Source organism: Actinomyces respiraculi (genome assembly GCF_014595995.2).
GTDB classification, from domain to species: domain Bacteria; phylum Actinomycetota; class Actinomycetes; order Actinomycetales; family Actinomycetaceae; genus Actinomyces; species Actinomyces respiraculi.
The window spans coordinates 840915-855840 of record NZ_CP063989.1; the positions used below are offsets into that span (position 1 = coordinate 840915).

Annotated in this window: 15 protein-coding genes; 11 read left to right on the forward strand and 4 right to left on the reverse strand. The window is 67.5% G+C overall.

Annotation, left to right across the window (positions count from 1 at the left end; all coding sequences use genetic code 11):
- Nucleotides 1-31: 31 nt before the first annotated feature.
- The 6 genes from ID810_RS03445 to ID810_RS03465 all read left to right on the forward strand — a co-directional run bounded on the left by ID810_RS03445 (nucleotide 32) and on the right by ID810_RS03465 (nucleotide 4288).
- Nucleotides 32-532, forward strand: coding sequence for a hypothetical protein (locus tag ID810_RS03445; RefSeq protein ID WP_166855147.1), 501 nt, complete (start codon nucleotides 32-34; stop codon nucleotides 530-532).
- Nucleotides 529-1209, forward strand: a complete 681-nt coding sequence (locus ID810_RS12385; protein ID WP_243856503.1) for a DUF6036 family nucleotidyltransferase — start codon at nucleotides 529-531, stop codon at nucleotides 1207-1209. The genes ID810_RS03445 and ID810_RS12385 overlap by 4 nt, the downstream gene beginning before the upstream one ends.
- A 442-nt stretch (nucleotides 1210-1651) precedes the next feature.
- Nucleotides 1652-2122 carry a tyrosine-type recombinase/integrase gene (locus tag ID810_RS12390; RefSeq protein ID WP_342355787.1) on the forward strand — a complete coding sequence of 157 codons (471 nt, stop codon included), beginning with the start codon at nucleotides 1652-1654 and terminating at the stop codon, nucleotides 2120-2122.
- 381 nt (nucleotides 2123-2503) lie between these two features.
- Nucleotides 2504-2830: a gamma-glutamyltransferase gene (locus ID810_RS03455; protein ID WP_166855146.1), complete on the forward strand. Its 327-nt coding sequence runs from the start codon at nucleotides 2504-2506 to the stop codon at nucleotides 2828-2830.
- A 289-nt stretch (nucleotides 2831-3119) separates the two neighbouring features.
- Nucleotides 3120-3407: a transposase gene (locus tag ID810_RS03460; RefSeq protein ID WP_166855145.1), complete on the forward strand. Its 288-nt coding sequence runs from the start codon at nucleotides 3120-3122 to the stop codon at nucleotides 3405-3407.
- The gene (locus tag ID810_RS03465; RefSeq protein ID WP_243856513.1) at nucleotides 3335-4288 is read left to right on the forward strand and encodes an IS3 family transposase; all 954 of its coding nucleotides are present in this window, start codon (nucleotides 3335-3337) and stop codon (nucleotides 4286-4288) included. Before ID810_RS03460 ends, ID810_RS03465 begins: the two co-directional genes overlap by 73 nt.
- A gap of 17 nt (nucleotides 4289-4305) precedes the next feature.
- Here the strand turns inward: ID810_RS03465 and ID810_RS03470 are convergent, their stop codons facing one another.
- The 3 genes from ID810_RS03470 to ID810_RS03480 all read right to left on the reverse strand — a co-directional run bounded on the left by ID810_RS03470 (nucleotide 4306) and on the right by ID810_RS03480 (nucleotide 9288).
- Nucleotides 4306-4641 (reverse strand): recombinase family protein, encoded by a 336-nt coding sequence (locus ID810_RS03470; protein ID WP_166855144.1) that lies wholly within the window; start codon nucleotides 4639-4641, stop codon nucleotides 4306-4308.
- Between the two features lie 320 nt (nucleotides 4642-4961).
- Entirely contained in the window at nucleotides 4962-5504 is a 543-nt protein-coding gene (locus tag ID810_RS03475; protein WP_166855143.1) for a hypothetical protein, read from the reverse strand.
- 2182 nt (nucleotides 5505-7686) lie between these two features.
- Entirely contained in the window at nucleotides 7687-9288 is a 1602-nt protein-coding gene (locus ID810_RS03480) for an SLC13 family permease (RefSeq protein WP_166855142.1), read from the reverse strand.
- Between the two features lie 586 nt (nucleotides 9289-9874).
- On the opposite strand from ID810_RS03480, the gene fumC reads away from it, so the two are divergent.
- Nucleotides 9875-11296 carry a class II fumarate hydratase gene (fumC, locus tag ID810_RS03485; protein WP_166855141.1) on the forward strand — a complete coding sequence of 474 codons (1422 nt, stop codon included), beginning with the start codon at nucleotides 9875-9877 and terminating at the stop codon, nucleotides 11294-11296.
- Between the two features lie 261 nt (nucleotides 11297-11557).
- Nucleotides 11558-11944 (forward strand): DUF1304 domain-containing protein, encoded by a 387-nt coding sequence (locus ID810_RS03490; RefSeq protein WP_166855339.1) that lies wholly within the window; start codon nucleotides 11558-11560, stop codon nucleotides 11942-11944.
- Nucleotides 11945-12100: 156 nt separating this feature from the next.
- Here the strand turns inward: ID810_RS03490 and ID810_RS03495 are convergent, their stop codons facing one another.
- Nucleotides 12101-12622: a PadR family transcriptional regulator gene (locus tag ID810_RS03495; protein WP_166855140.1), complete on the reverse strand. Its 522-nt coding sequence runs from the start codon at nucleotides 12620-12622 to the stop codon at nucleotides 12101-12103.
- 89 nt (nucleotides 12623-12711) lie between these two features.
- Between ID810_RS03495 and ID810_RS03500 the strand changes: the two genes are divergently transcribed.
- Genes ID810_RS03500 through ID810_RS03510 form a run of 3 tightly spaced genes read left to right on the forward strand, consistent with a single transcriptional unit; the run spans nucleotide 12712 to nucleotide 14926 of the window.
- Nucleotides 12712-13581 (forward strand): ABC transporter ATP-binding protein, encoded by an 870-nt coding sequence (locus ID810_RS03500; RefSeq protein WP_166855139.1) that lies wholly within the window; start codon nucleotides 12712-12714, stop codon nucleotides 13579-13581.
- Nucleotides 13578-14255: an ABC transporter permease gene (locus tag ID810_RS03505; RefSeq protein ID WP_166855138.1), complete on the forward strand. Its 678-nt coding sequence runs from the start codon at nucleotides 13578-13580 to the stop codon at nucleotides 14253-14255. Before ID810_RS03500 ends, ID810_RS03505 begins: the two co-directional genes overlap by 4 nt.
- Nucleotides 14252-14926, forward strand: a complete 675-nt coding sequence (locus ID810_RS03510; protein WP_166855137.1) for an ABC transporter permease — start codon at nucleotides 14252-14254, stop codon at nucleotides 14924-14926. The genes ID810_RS03505 and ID810_RS03510 overlap by 4 nt, the downstream gene beginning before the upstream one ends.

A 14926-nucleotide genomic window follows, 5' to 3' on the forward strand; every position in this document is an offset into this window, starting at 1 on the left:
TCAGACCACGACGACAGGCAAGGAGGATCCCATGGCTTTCAAGGGCATCGTGCTGAGCATCGGTGAACTCGTCGAGCAGGCCCAGGCCGAACCCTCCTCCCAGGGGCCGACCAAGCCCGACGACCACCGTCTCCTCCACACAGCCGCCGGCGAAGCGGCCGACGGCGCCATGCTCCTGCGCCGAGGAGCAAGCCTCACAGACGTCTGGCGCTTCGGCATCATCCAGGCCCTGGACGACTACGCCTCCACCGTCCGACGCGGAGGCATCCGCCTGGGCGCGAGGTTCTTCGACGACGAACCCGCCCCCACCGGCGCCATCGAGGTGGACGCCGCCTTCGCGGCCCTGGCCGAGCACCTGGCCGAACGCGACGGGTGGGAAGCGCCCACCTGGGCCGGTCAGCCCTGGCGAGTCACCACCGGCTGGTACCCCGACGTCATTGCGTGGGAACGCGACGAAGCCCGCCGCACGAGCCCTCCGGCCTTCCGCCAGCGGGGCATCTACATCACCCCACGCGGGCTGGAGCGCGCATGAGCGACCGTGGCCCGCAGCTCGACGCGGCCAGAATCACTCAACTGCTGCACGAGCTCTCCGGCCGTCTCGCCCAACGGCAGGCCAGCGCCCAGCTCTTCATCGTAGGCGGGGCCGCAATGGCCCTTGCCTACGACCGGGCCCGCTCCACCCGAGACCTCGACGCCGCCTTCCAGCCCAGCCTCATCGTCCGCGAGCTCGCCGAGAAGATCGGCGCCGAGAACGGACTCGAGGAGGACTGGCTCAATGACGCCGCCAAGGGCTTCATGCCCAGCACCGACGCCGACGCCCGCACCGTCCTCGAGACCGACAGCCTCCTCGTGCAGGTACCCTCGCCCGAGTACCTGCTCGCTATGAAGGTCCACGCCGGCCGCACGGACAAGGACATCGAAGACGCCGTCCTCCTGTACCGGATCGCCGGCTACACCAGTGCCGACCAGATCATTGACCTCCTCGAACGGACCTACCCGCCTCGCGTGCTCCTGCCCCGAGACCAGTACATCGCTGCCGACGTCGCCGAACGCGCCGCGAAGCTCGACCGCACACGCCATCTCACTGACAGCACCATCTCGCACCGTCAGGCACCCAGCACCGCACAACCGGAGCCGCCCGTCGCCACGACCCGCCGACCACACACCAGGGCCACACCCTCTAGCCGCCACCGCACAGCGCCCTGCTGACCAGGAAATAGAACGCCGGCGTTTCGCCGAACGCTGGCGTTCTCGCGTACCCGTACCAGGCGACCACGATCCACTCCCATGGACACCAGCCCCTGCACCCTGCCGGTACCCACCGCCTGGGCCGACGCCGTCGCCCGCTTCGAGACCGTCCTGCGCGCCGCGGGACGACGCGAGACCACCATCGCCACGCGCCTGCGCCACATCCGCCAGCTCGCACGCGCCCTGGCCTACACTCCCCCCCGACCAGGTCACCAGCGACCAGCTGCTCACCTGGGCCGGAGCCCAGCACTGGCAGCCCGAGACCCGCCACGCCTACTACGTCTCCATCCGCCTGCTCTACGCCGCGATCGAGCTGCGCCCCAGCCCGGCCGACGCGCTGCCACCGATCTCCCGCCCCGTCCCACCACCCAGGCCGACCCCAGAGACCGTCTACCGCCGTGCCCTGGCCGACGCCGACGAGCGCACCCGCGCCATCCTGACCCTGGCCGGCGCCGCCGGCCTGCGCCGCAGCGAGATCGTCCAGGTCAACATCCGCGACCTCATCGACGACCTGACCGCCACCAGCCTCGTGGTGCACGCCAAGGGAGGCCGCGACCGCCTCATCCCCCTGACCGACGAGCTGACCGCCCTCATCCGCACCATGTGCGCCACCAGCCCCGAGGGCTGGGCCTTCCCCTCACGCGACGGCGGACACATCACACCCCGATGGGCCGCCCGCCTGGCCAGCCGAGTCCTCCCACCCGGATGGAGCCTGCACACACTGCGCCACCGCTTCGCCACCACCGCCTACGCCGCCGACCGCGACATCCTCGCCGTCCAACGCCTCCTCGGCCACACCAGCGTCGCCACCACCCAGCGCTACACCGCACCACCCGACAACGCCATGCGACAAGCCCTCAACGCCGCAGCCTGAAGCCAGACTCCCCACCATGCTTGCCAGACAGGCAGGCCGACAGGCACAATGAAGGGGAGCCACCCGGCGGACACCGGTTGGCTCCCCGAGGTAGGAGGCTCAGCTGAACCACCTACCGAGGGCATCCACAAGGACACTGACGGCCCGGATCAGGCGAGCGCTTGAGTTGAGAAGCGCGCTCACCTTCCGGGCCGTTCCCTTGCCCCTGCGGACTTTGGCGTGCTTGCCATGCGGCTTGGACACGGCCCCCACCTCCTCCCTGACCTCACTTCCTCCCCGGCAAGGACACTAGGTGTTCCGGGAGAAGGTGCCGGAGAAGGCACCCACAGACAAGTGGCGCTAGCTGCTGTATGCACCCGGCCACACCGAATGGGAGGAACGATGACCCACAACACGATCAGCAAGCACCTGCCCGTCACCACGACCGACGACGAGCTCGACACCCTGGCCACCGAAGGCAGGCTGCACCCCATCGGCCAGCCGCTCGGCGGAGGCGACATCGCCGACGAGGACGAGCTCCGAGCGATCATGAGCGGCCACCCCACCCTCGGACACGACCACGCCACCGGCCACGGCGCCTCCGCGCGTCGCCAGGTCCGCCTGCCCGAGCACACCAACACCGCCCTCGACGCCTACGCCGCCAAGCACAACACCACCGCCAGCGCCGTCATCCGCAACGCACTCGAGGCCTACCTCACCAACGCCTGACCACGACGGCCGGCCTGACAGCCGACCTCCTCAGCACCCTGCCCACCGGCTCCGTCGTGCTCGACGTCGAGTGCGATGTGTGGCAGGTGGATTCCCAGGGGATGTGGTGGACCCCGGGCTACACCCAGCCCATTGACTCGCTATCACTGGCTGAGGGCCGGGGCGTCACTGCCATCATCTGGGTCTCGCTCGCCGCTCTCCAACCCCTCACTCAGTGGACTGCTACACGTTTTGTGGACACCGATGAAAATTCTGATCCATTTCGAACAGGTGAGGTAAAATCGGTATCATGGCAGGATCAAGGTACAGCGATGAGTTCAAGGAACAGATCGTGGCGGAGGTGATCGAGAAGTCGCGTCCGGTTAGTGAGGTGGCGAAAGCGTACGGGCTGGTTCCCCAGACCGCGGGGAACTGGGTGAACAAGTGGCGCAGGACCCATCCAGACAGCAGTGGAGAAGAACTCACTTCTGCCGAGCTGGCGGAGTTGAGGAAGGTCAAGGCCCAATTGCGGGAAGCCCAGATGGAGATCGAGTTCCTGAAAAAAGCAGCGGCCTTCTTCGCCCGGGAGTCCCGGTAGCCGTCAAGTACGTCTACCTTCATCGCGAAGAAGGCAATTACCCGGTGTACCTGATGTGCAGATGGGCTGATGTGTCCAGGTCGGGCTACTACGCGTGGCGGCGTCGGGGACTCTCCGCGCAGCAGAAACGACGAGACGAACTCACCGTGCTGATCCGGCACTTCTTCGACCAGTCACAACAGACCTACGGGTACCGCAGGATCCACGCGATGCTGGTCCGCAACGGCATCGAGGTGGGGCCGGAGCTGGTCCGCAAGATCATGCTCCAGGAAGGACTGGTGGCCTGCCAGCCCCGTCCCCGACCCCGCACCACGATCCTGGCCACGGGCATCCAGACGCGTCCTGACCTGGTCCAGCGGGACTTCACCGCCCAGGCACCAGGACACAAGTGGGTCGGTGACATCACCTACATCCCCACCTGGGACGGACATGCCTACCTGGCCACGGTGATGGACTGCTACTCACGCAAGATCATCGGATACGCCATCGCGTCCCACATGCGCACCAGTTTGGTCACTCAAGCCCTCGACATGGCCACACGCAACTGCCCGACCGAACCCGGTCACACGATCTTCCATTCCGACAAAGGATCCCAGTACACCTCAGAAGAATACGCCCAAGCCATGGCCCGACACGGCATCCAGCCATCACTGGGACGCACGGGAAGCTGTTACGACAACGCCGCCGCTGAATCCTTCAACGCCGCCCTGAAGAAAGAACTAGTCAACCGGAAAATCTACCCCACCCGCGACAAAGCAATCAAGGATGTGACACACTGGATAGAAACCTGTTACAATCAAACCAGACTCCATTCAACACTGGGCTACAAAACCCCGAACGAAGTCCACAATGAATGGTACAGCAACCAGACAGCAGCCTAAATCAAACATGATTTTCGTCACTGTCCACAAAACCTATGGCAGACCACAGTCTGTCGGCTGAGTGCTCGGTGGAGGGTGGAGCGGTGCACGCCCAGGTCACGGGCGACGGCGGCCTTGGGCACGCCTGCGGCCAGGCGCTGCCTGGCCTGGGCGACCTCGGTCTCGGTCAGGGATCGGGCACGGCCGCGGTAGACGCCGCGGGCGCGGGCGGCGGCGATGTCCTCGGCCCGCCTCTCGCGGATGATGGCCCGCTCGAACTCGGCGACGGCGCCGAGCAGGAGGCGGCTCATCGGGTCGGTGTCGCCGACGCGGTAGGTCTGCGCCTTGCGCATCGTGCGCAGCAGCCGCCACACGTTCGTGTCCCCGCTGATCCCGGTACCTCGACGGGCTACTGTAGCAATCGTCCTCGGAACTACCCAGCCATACGCCGATCCACCGGTATATTCGGGCCGCTAGGCGGTCGACGAGACGGTCGGACCGCGAAGACCCGACGGCGACGCACATCGTCGGACGAAAGGCCCGACGCCTCCGTCTCGTGCACAGACGAGACTTGCCTGACCCACCCCAGCGCTAGCCTCAGAGTGAGCCGCAAGCCCGGCACCAGCCCAACCCGCAGGCGGTCGACGCCGTCGGCACGGCGGCTCGTACTGTCCTTCCGCTGGAGGATTAGCCTTTATTTGCGCTTCTTGGTCCGGCGTCGCATCTTCTCTTGAAAGACCTGCCGGAACTCTCCAAGGTTGAGTTTGTTGTAGTCAATCGAGACCCTCTTGCCGCTCTTCAGTCTCACACGGAAGATTGCTTGGTTTCCTAATGATTCTTCTGTGGTTTCTGCGACGTCATCGGCGGTGAAGTCGATATTACGGAACAACGACCGGATCTGGAAAATGCCCTCATAAATTCGGATCCGATACGAAGCCACATGGAGCGCGTAGCCGTATCCAGCGGCAACCATGAGGATAAGTACCGCAATCGGCAGACGGTCACTTGGAGTCGAGCTGGTTAGGAAAAATGCATATATGAAAAAAACCAAAAGTGGCGTCAGTATGACAAGCAATATGTATCGCGACACGGCCGGAAAGTGCTGCCAGGGCTGCGGATCGGACCTTTCAAGGTGAGATTGAAAATATCGGCTGACAGCCTCCCCGACCAAGAGCGCGAAACCAATCAAGGCCACGACACCAACAACCCCGACCGCAAATGGAATAATGTCTGTCATTTAAGTGAGTTTACTCCTCTCGATCCCATGCCGTATAGGCCGCGCCATCGAGATCAAGAATTGACGTACGTGCTCGGCCCTCTCCCGCAGCGTTTCCCTCACCCCGCTAGTTGTACCTCCTTGGGGGTTGTGGATGGGTTGGGTAGGTGGAGGCTTCCTGGGCAGGCTGTGGGTTAACACGCTCACGTGTGGTCCCGTCGCGCGTCGGGGTGTGTGGCGGGGTTGTTGTGTGGGTCTTGGAGGAGAGTGTGGGCATGGGGAGGCCATCCTTGGTGCTGGCGGGGAGGAGGGTCCGGGTCGTGTTTGGCGTGCTGGCTGGTGAGGTGTGCGTTGCTGGGGCGGCACGCAGGGAGAGAGTCAGCGTGCAGTCCGTCGGGTGGTGGAAGGCTGGTTTCCTGGTGGCCGGCAAGAGCGTTGTGGTGGTCGGCGGGTCAGGGCCGTTGTCCCGGGAGGAGCAGCTGGAGGCCGGGGTCGCGGGGCTGGCCCAGGCCCTGGGTGAGGCGCACCTGGAGGCCAGGGGGTGTGTGGAAGAGGCCTGCCGGGGGCGGGCTGGGCCCTTAGGGCCTCGAGGTGATCGGTGTGGAGGCGGGCATGTCGACCGTGAGGTTCTGTGAGCATGCTCGGCGTGCCCGGTGCGGGCCTGGCGCCGCTGGCAGGCCCGCACGGTGACGGTGGTCAAGGGGGGCGTGGCCGCGACAACCGGCACGCCGGGCAGCCCGGGACCTGGTGGTCAAGCACGCGCTGGCCCACGTGCGCACCAGGGTCAAGGTGTCCGGGGCAGAACGGGTCACGTGAACGCTGCCTGGGCACGCTGAAGCACGAGCGGCCCCACCCCGACGACAGTGACGACACACACTCATGCTTGTGCTGAGCGGGCCAAGGACCACAGGGCCGAGCACAACGAGATCCAGCCACACGAGGCCACCTCATGCAACCAGCCCAAGCAGGCCCACCTGGGACAGGCCAACCCGACGATCCCCAACTATCCAGAGCCCGAAACCCCGCCAACCACTTGACACGGCACACGGCTGGTGTGGCGGGCCTGGTTGGCGTGGCGGGCATGGTCGGGCTTGGTTGAGCGCGGCTGGCACCCGTTGCGGCCCACTGAGGACTCGACTACTGCCGTCGATCTCGTTCCTCAGGTTCTGATCTCGTTCCCCAGAAGTCGATCTCGTTCCTTAACCGAACGAGATGGATGGGGGAGGGACGAGATGGATGGGGGAGGGACGAGATGGATGGGGGAGGGACGAGATGGATGGGGGAGGGACGAGATGGATGGGGGAGGGACGAGATGGACGGGGGAGGGACGAGATGGACGGGGGAGGAACGAGATGGACGGGGGAGGAACGAGATGGATGGGCGAGGAACGAGCAAGGAGGTCCACTTGGGACTGGCCGACCCGAGCATCCCAACATTCAAATCCAAGGAAATCCTGCCAACCACTTGACGCGGGACAGTCCGAGGTGGCCTTCGTGACTGGCGCTGATGCTCCTTTGACGCCTGAGGGGCGTTGTCGTCTGGTGGTGGAGGGGGCTGGTCTGTGCGTCGGGTGGCTGGGTGCTTGCAGGTCTGGCCGACGACGGTCGGCCGGTGGGTGGGGCGCTGCCGGGCTGGTCAGGCCATGGGCGAGTGTTCCTGCCGTTGCCGCCACAGCCCGGGTCGGCTGCCGGCCCGCGCCCAGCGGTGCACCACCGCCCTGCCGGTGGGGGCCGCCGCATCGCCTTGCACCTGCGCCTGGCGCGCTCGACGGTGGGGCGGGTCCTTTTAAGCGTTACCGTGTGCACCGCCTGGCCGAGGTGGACCATGCTACGGGGCTGGTGGTGCCTCGCCTGGCCGAGGTGGACCATGCTACGGGGCTGGTGGTGCCCCGCCGGGCCCCGGCGTGCTACGAGTGGACCAGCCCGGGCGGGCTGGTCCACGTTGATATCAACAAGCCCGGCCGCGTTCCTCGATGAGCGGCAGGGCCCTCGCCTTGAACTCGGGGGTGTACTTCTGGGGCATGTTCCGATCCTCCTTGAGGAAGCAGGTTGGAACGAAACCCAGGACGCTTCACTTGAGGAAGCAGATCGGAACAAAACCCAGGACGCTTCAGGCGCTTTCATCGGCCCCGGCTCGCGTCAGGTGGTCGTCACGGCCTCGCCCCGGCTGAGCCAGGTGGGCGCGAGCGTGAGCCCCGAGTGGATCAGAAGGTCAGCCCGAAGACTGGCACCCCGATCGTCAGCATGGCCAGCGTGATGAGGACGATGCCCGCCAGGTTCAGCCAGATGCCGGTGCGGACCATGTCTCCCATCTTGATGTAGCCGGAGCCGTAGGCCACGGCGTTCGGGGGAGTGGCCACGGGCAGCATGAACGCGAAGGTTGCGGACAGGGCCACGGGGACCACCAGCAGCAGAATGTTCATCGGGTTGTCCGAGGTGATGCCGATACCGGTGGCCACGCCGCCCATGATGGGCAGGAACGCGGCGGCCGTGGCCGTGTTGGAGGTCAGCTCGGTCAGGAAGATGATCATCGTGGCAACCGCTGCCACGATCACCACGATCGGCAGCGTTCCCAGTCCCTTGGCCTGCTCACCGATCCACACCGACAAGCCCAGCTTGCCGAACATGGAGGACAGGGACAGGCCACCGCCGAACAGGAGCAGCACGTCCCACGGCAGCTCGTTGGCGGACTTCCAGTCCAGCAGGCGCCGGCCTTTGCTGTCCGCCGGGATGAGGAACAGCAGGGCGGCGCAGGTCATGGCGATCAGAGCGTCCGGGATCTTCAGCTCCGAGCCGATCTTGTCCAGCCAGATGGGCACGAACACCCAGGAGACGGCGGTCAGGACGAAGATGACGGCCATCAGTGCCTCTCCGCGTGACATCTTGCCCAGTTCCTTCCACTGCTGGGCGATGAGCTCGCGGCCGCCCGGGATCTCCGAGACCTCAGGCTTGAACAGCACGAAGGCCATGAGCCACCAGGCGAAACCCATGAGCGTCACTGCGAGCGGGGCGCCCAGGATCATCCACTGGCCGAATCCGATGTGGATGCCGTGGTTCTCGGAAAGGTAGGCCACCAGGAGGGCGTTGGGGGGCGTGCCGATGATCGTGGCAACCGAGCCGATGGAGGCGGCGTAGGCGATGCCGAGCATCAAGGCGGTGGAGAACTTCTTGATCTTGTCGATGCCGCCCACCAGGTCTGAGACCAGGGCGAGCACGGACATGCCGATGGGGAGCATGACCACGGCCGTTGCCGTGTTGGACACCCACATGGAGAGGAATCCGGTGGCGATCATGAATCCCAGGATCAGCTGCCGGGGCTTGGTGCCGACCACCATCACCACGCCCAGCGCGATGCGCCGGTGCAGGTTCCACCGCTGCATGGCCAGGGCCAACATGAACCCGCCCATGAACAGGAAGATCGTCTCCGACGCGTAGGGTGCGGCCGTCTCCTTGAAGGTCGACACCTGCATGGCCGGGAACAGCACCAGCGGCAGGAGCGCGGTGGCGGCGAGCGGGATCGCCTCGGTCATCCACCACACGCCCATGAGGATCGCGGCGGCTGCGACGGTGCGCAGCCCGGTGTCGGTGACGTCGGTGTAGGGCTTGTCCGCTGCCTCGGCTGCGGCCCGGCCCACCTCGTTGACCTGCTCTGCGCCGCCGGCCGGGAACAGGTAGTAGGCCAGCGCAGCCAGGGCCAGGCCGACGAACAAGCCGATCAACCGTCGACGGACTGTGGCTTTGTCGGGAAGGTCCTCGTTGACAGCTGGCGCCTTGGAGGAGGATGTCAGGGTATGGGGAACGCTCATGTTCATCTCCTGCGGGACGTGGGTGGGGAGAGCAGGCGGGGTAGACCGGACGCATAGGTGCCCACGATAGGGGTATTTGGTCCTAAATGTGTCGGAATGCACACCCATGTTGTTCAGATGGGTTGTGCCCCCGGGGGAGTGGTGCCTCGTGCGTGGATTGGGCGCGACGCCAACTCTCAGTGGTTGTGCCCCCGGGGGAGTGGTGGCTCGTCGGCATGCGACATCGGCGAGATTGCAGTCCGTTTTCCGCCGCGAGTCAGTTGCGTGGCGCTCCGTCCGCCTCGCCGTCGGCCGCGGCGCCGCCTCGCCCGTGGTGGCTGGGGGGACGAAGGACCCAGGAGTTGGGGTGCGCTTGAGAGGGCGGAGCAGGCGTGGTGACCGGTTCCTGAGTCCTGGGCGGTGTCCGACGGCGCCCCCGCAGCTCCCGACGGCGTCCCGGCGGCTCCCGCGCCACCCTCGGCCGCCGGGGCGCGACGTCGTCAGGTCACGATGCTGGCAGTGCTGGCAGTGCTGGCAGTGCTGGCAGTGCAGGCAGTAGGACGCCCGTCCTCGCCTACGAACGTCCCCGGCCCGATAGCCTGGGATCATGGCATCTGAGACCAGCGCGACCACGCGCACCGAGACCGACTCCATGGGCGCCGTCGAGGTCGCCTCCGACCGTTACTGGGGCGCCCAGACGCAGCGCTCCCTGACGAACTTCGACATCGGTCGCGAGACCTTCGTGCTCACCCGCCCGCTCATCAAGGCCATGGGCGTGCTCAAGAAGTCCGCCGCCCTCGCCAACGGCGAGCTGGGCGAGCTTCCCGGCGACATCGCCCAGCTCATCGCCACGGCCGCCGACGAGGTCATCTCCGGTGAGCTCGACTCCCACTTCCCGCTCGTCGTCTTCCAGACCGGCTCGGGCACGCAGTCGAACATGAACTCCAACGAGGTCATCTCCAACCGCGCCATCGAGCTCGCCGGCGGCGAGATGGGCTCCAAGACGCCCGTCCACCCCAACGACCACGTCAACCGCGGCCAGTCCTCCAACGACACCTTCCCGACCGCCATGCACATCGCCGTCGTCGACGAGCTCCAGCGCATGTACCCGCGTGTCCTCCAGCTGCGCGACACCCTCAACGCCAAGGCCGAGGAGTACGCCGAGGTCGTCATGGTGGGCCGCACCCACCTGCAGGACGCCACGCCCATCACCCTCGGCCAGGTCATCTCCGGATGGGTCGCCCAGATCGACTTCGCCCTCGACGGCATCCGCTACGCCGACTCGCGCGCCCGCGAGCTCGCCATCGGCGGCACCGCCGTGGGCACCGGCCTCAACGCGCACCCGGACTTCGGCCCCCTGACCGCCAAGAGGATCTCCGAGGAGATCGGCGTCGAGTTCCGCCAGGCCGACAACCTCTTCGCCGCCCTGGGTGCCCACGACGCCCTGGTGCTGGTCTCCGGTGCGCTGCGCGTGCTGGCCGATGCCCTGATGAAGATCGCCAACGACGTGCGCTGGTACGCCTCAGGCCCGCGTAACGGCATCGGCGAGCTCATCATCCCGGAGAACGAGCCCGGCTCGTCCATCATGCCCGGCAAGGTCAACCCCACCCAGTGCGAGGCCATGACGATGGTCGCCACGAAGGTCTTCGGCAACGACGCGACGGTCGGCTTCGCCGGCTCCCAGGGCAACTTCCAGCTCAACGTCTTCAAGCCGGTCATGGCCTGGTGCGTGCTGGAGTCCATCCAGCTGCTGGGCGACACCTGCGTCTCCTTCGACACGAACTGCGCCTACGGCATCGAGCCGAACTACGAGCGGATCCGGGCCAACCTCGAGTCCAACCTCATGCAGGTCACGGCTCTCAACCGCCACATCGGCTACGACAAGGCCTCCAAGATCGCCAAGAACGCGCACACGAAGGGCCTGTCCCTGCGCGAATCCGCCCTCGAGCTCGGCTACGTCACCGATGAGGAGTTCGACGCCTGGGTCGTCCCGATGGACATGACCCACCCCAGCGCTGCTGAGAACTGAGGTTCTGCCCAACCCATCCGCCAGCGGCGTCGTCACCCCGTACGAGGGTGGCGGCGCCGCTGGCGTGTGGAGCAGTGCGTCGGTGCGCGAGACCCCCGCGCGCCGGTACTCCTGGCGGCGCTGCTGGCGCCAGGGGCAGTGGCATCGGTTCCTGACCCGCCCCGGTCTGGCGCCGCCCGAGCGACTCGGCGGCAGGAATAGCGAAACCACCCGTCCGGTTCAAACCGTCGTTGTCTGTTCGTCGTCGAGAATCGAGTTGTGATGTTTGCCGCTGGCATGGTCTTTGCCGTCCTGGCCGCTGCCCTCCACGTCCTCATCTTCTACATGGAGTCCATCGCCTGGGAGGGGCCGCTGGCCCGCTCGACCTTCGGCGGTACGCCCGAGGAGGCCCGGCCGCACGCCTTCTACGCCTTCAACCAGGGTTTCTACAACCTCTTCCTGGCCCTGCAGGCGCTGATTGGCGTCGCGCTCGCGGCCCTGGGGCACACGGGAGTCGGGGCCGCCCTCATGCTTGCCGGCACCGGGGCGATGCTGGCAGCGGCGCTCGTCCTGGGAGTGTCCTCGGCGCCCCACCGTGTTGCGGCCGCCAAGCAGGGGGCCCTGCCGCTGCTGGCCGTCGCTTCCACAGTCGTGGCGCTCCTGGCCTGATCCGGTCCAGGACCCGCTGCGGCTCCGCCGTCGGCACATCACTCGATTCGCCCGAGTAGGCGGTCGGGCGCGCCTCGTTGGGCATCCGACCTCATGGCCTGGGGGTGTCAGCCCACCGGCGCCGACGGCGTAGGCGGTGTGTGAGGCGGGCGGGGCTCAGACGCTCTCGCCCAGCTGCTCGTGCAGCCAGGCGAGCTCGGCCTGGCGGGCGGCGCGAGCGATCAGGAGCATGGCCCGCCGGTAGGGGTCGGTCTCCTGGGCGAGCCGCCGGGGGACGCCGTCGTCGGTGAAGAAGGCCGGGGCCGTCTCCATGGCGGCCAGGCGCCGCCTGAGGACGGCCTCGCGCTCGCCCGCATCGGGCAGGTGGGATAAGAAGGCGAGCACCATCATGAAGCGGGGCATGGACTCGACGTCCGCGCCGTTGACGTCGCGCAGGAGGGCGTGCAGGCGCTCGCGGCCCGCGTCTGTGAGGGTGAGAACCTGGCGGGAGCGCCCGCGGGCTCCGGCGTCCTGGCTGCGCGTCACCATCCCCGCGCGCTCGAGTCGTAAGAGCGCGGGGTAGAGGGCGCCGTCGGACAAGCGGGTGCCGGGGCCGGAGAGGTCGAGCAGACGGCGGCGGATCTCGTAGCCGTGGAGGGGGCCGTCGTCGAGAAGGCCGAGGATCTGGAGGTCGAGCACCGGGCCATGCTACCCCAGGTTTACATCGAATCGACATAAACGGGGGGTGTGCACTACGGTGGATGCCGTTATCGACAGGAAGGTCCCCCATGACCACCCCGACGGCGCCCTCCTCTGCGCGCCCCGGCACCAGCGCCCCGAGCCTCCGCCACGCCCCGGCCCTCACCTTTGAGGCCGTCACCAAGCGCTACCGCGGCACCGCCGCCCCCGCCGTGGACTGCTTCGGCGCCACACTCGCAGCCGGTCACGTCACCGTTCTGCTCGGCTCCTCCGGCTGTGGCAAGACCACCCTGCTGCGCATGGTCAACCGCATGGTCGACCCCACCTCAGGCAGGATCCTGCTCGACGGCGAGGACATCGCCGACCGCAACCCCGTCACCTTGCGCCGCTCCATTGGCTACGTCATGCAAAACGCCGGGCTCCTGCCGCACCGCCGCGTCATCGACAACATCACCCTCGTCCCCAGGCTCGACGGCGTCCCCCGCGATACCGCCCGCCAGCGCGCCGCCGAGCTCATGGACATGCTTGGCCTGGCGAGCACGCTCGCCGAGCGTTACCCCCACGAGCTCTCCGGGGGACAGGCCCAGCGCGTCGGAGTTGCCCGCGCCCTCGCCTCCGACCCCGGGATCCTGCTCATGGACGAGCCCTTCGGGGCCGTCGACCCCCTCGTGCGCCGCGAGCTCCAGCGCGAGCTGTGGCGCATCCAGAGCGGCCTGGCCAAGACCATCGTCTTCGTCACCCACGACGTCGACGAGGCCCTGGCCCTCGGTGACGACATCATCCTCCTGGGCGAGGGCGCCCAGGTCGCCCAGCGCGGTACGGGCAGCGAGCTGCTCCAGACGCCGGCCGACGACTTCGTCGTGCGCTTCCTCGGACTCGACGACGACGCCCGCGCCCGCCGGCTGCGCCAGGTCGCCGACGCCACCGACGTGTGCCCCGGGGCTGGAGCGCACTCGTGACCTGGGTCCTCGCCAACCTGCCGCTGCTCGGCCAGTACACGCTTGCGCACCTGACCCAGGCAGTGCCCGCCATCATCGCCACCTTCCTGCTCGCCGTGCCCGCAGCCCGGCTGGCTCGCCTGTCACGCCCCGTGCGCAGCCTGCTCGTCACCGGCTCCTCACTGCTCTACGCCATCCCCTCCCTCGCCCTGTTCATCGTCCTGCCCCTCATCATCGGCACCGGCGTGCGCGACACCCTCAATGTCATCGTGGCCCTGACCCTCTACGGCCTGGCCCTCATGGTCCCCGCCGCCGTCGAGGCCCTCGAGTCCGTCGACCGGGGCCCTCTCGCCGCCGCCACCGCCATGGGCATGGGCATCGAGCGCCGCTTCCTCACCGTCGAGCTGCCCCTGGCGGGCCCCGCCCTCCTGGCCGGGCTGCGGGTCGTGACCGTCTCGACGATCTCACTGACCACCGTCGGCGCGGTGCTGGGCGTGCGCAGTCTCGGCTTCCTCTTCACCGACGGCTTCCAGCGCGGGCTCTGGAGTGAGGTCCTCAGCGGCCTGGTCCTCACCGTCGCCCTCGCGCTCATCCTCGACTTGCTCGTCGTCGCCGTCGGCCGGCTGCTCATGCCGTGGACCCGGCGCAGGCGCCCGAGCAACACGGGTGGCGAGACCGAGGAGGCCGCAGCATGACGAACCTGCTCGCCGCACTCGCCTACATCGCCGACCCCGCCAACTGGTCCGGCTCCCTCGGCATCGCCCACCTGCTCACCGAGCACGTCATTTACTCCCTCCTGGGCGTGGTCATCGCCGCCGCCGTCGGCGTGCCGCTCGGCTGGGCCGTGGGGCACAGCGGCAGAGGCCGTGACGCCGTCGCCGCCTTCTCGGGAGCGGCTCGCGCCCTGCCGACCCTGGGCCTGGTTACCGTCCTCGGCCTCTGGCTGGGCATCGGACTGACCGCGCCCCTGCTGGCTTTCGCCGTCCTGGCCCTACCCAGCGTCCTGGCCGGTGCCTACGCGGGCGTCGAGTCCGCTGACCGCCTCGCCGTGGACGCCGCCCGCGCCTCAGGCATGACCGAGCTGCAGGTCCTGGCCCGCGTGGAGGTCCCGCTCGGCGCCCCGCTGCTCGTCGGCGGCCTGCGCGCAGCCGTCCTGCAGGTCATTGCCACCGCCACCCTCGCCGCCTACACGGGTGCCGGCGGGCTGGGACGGCTGATGTTCCTCGGTCTCAAGACGCAGGACTACCCGATGATGCTCGCCTCCGCGCTGCTCGTCATCGCCCTGGCCCTGGTCAGTGACATCGTCTTCCTTCCTCTCCAGAGGCTCGCCGTACCGGCAGGCTCCCGTCCCCGAAAGGACACCTGA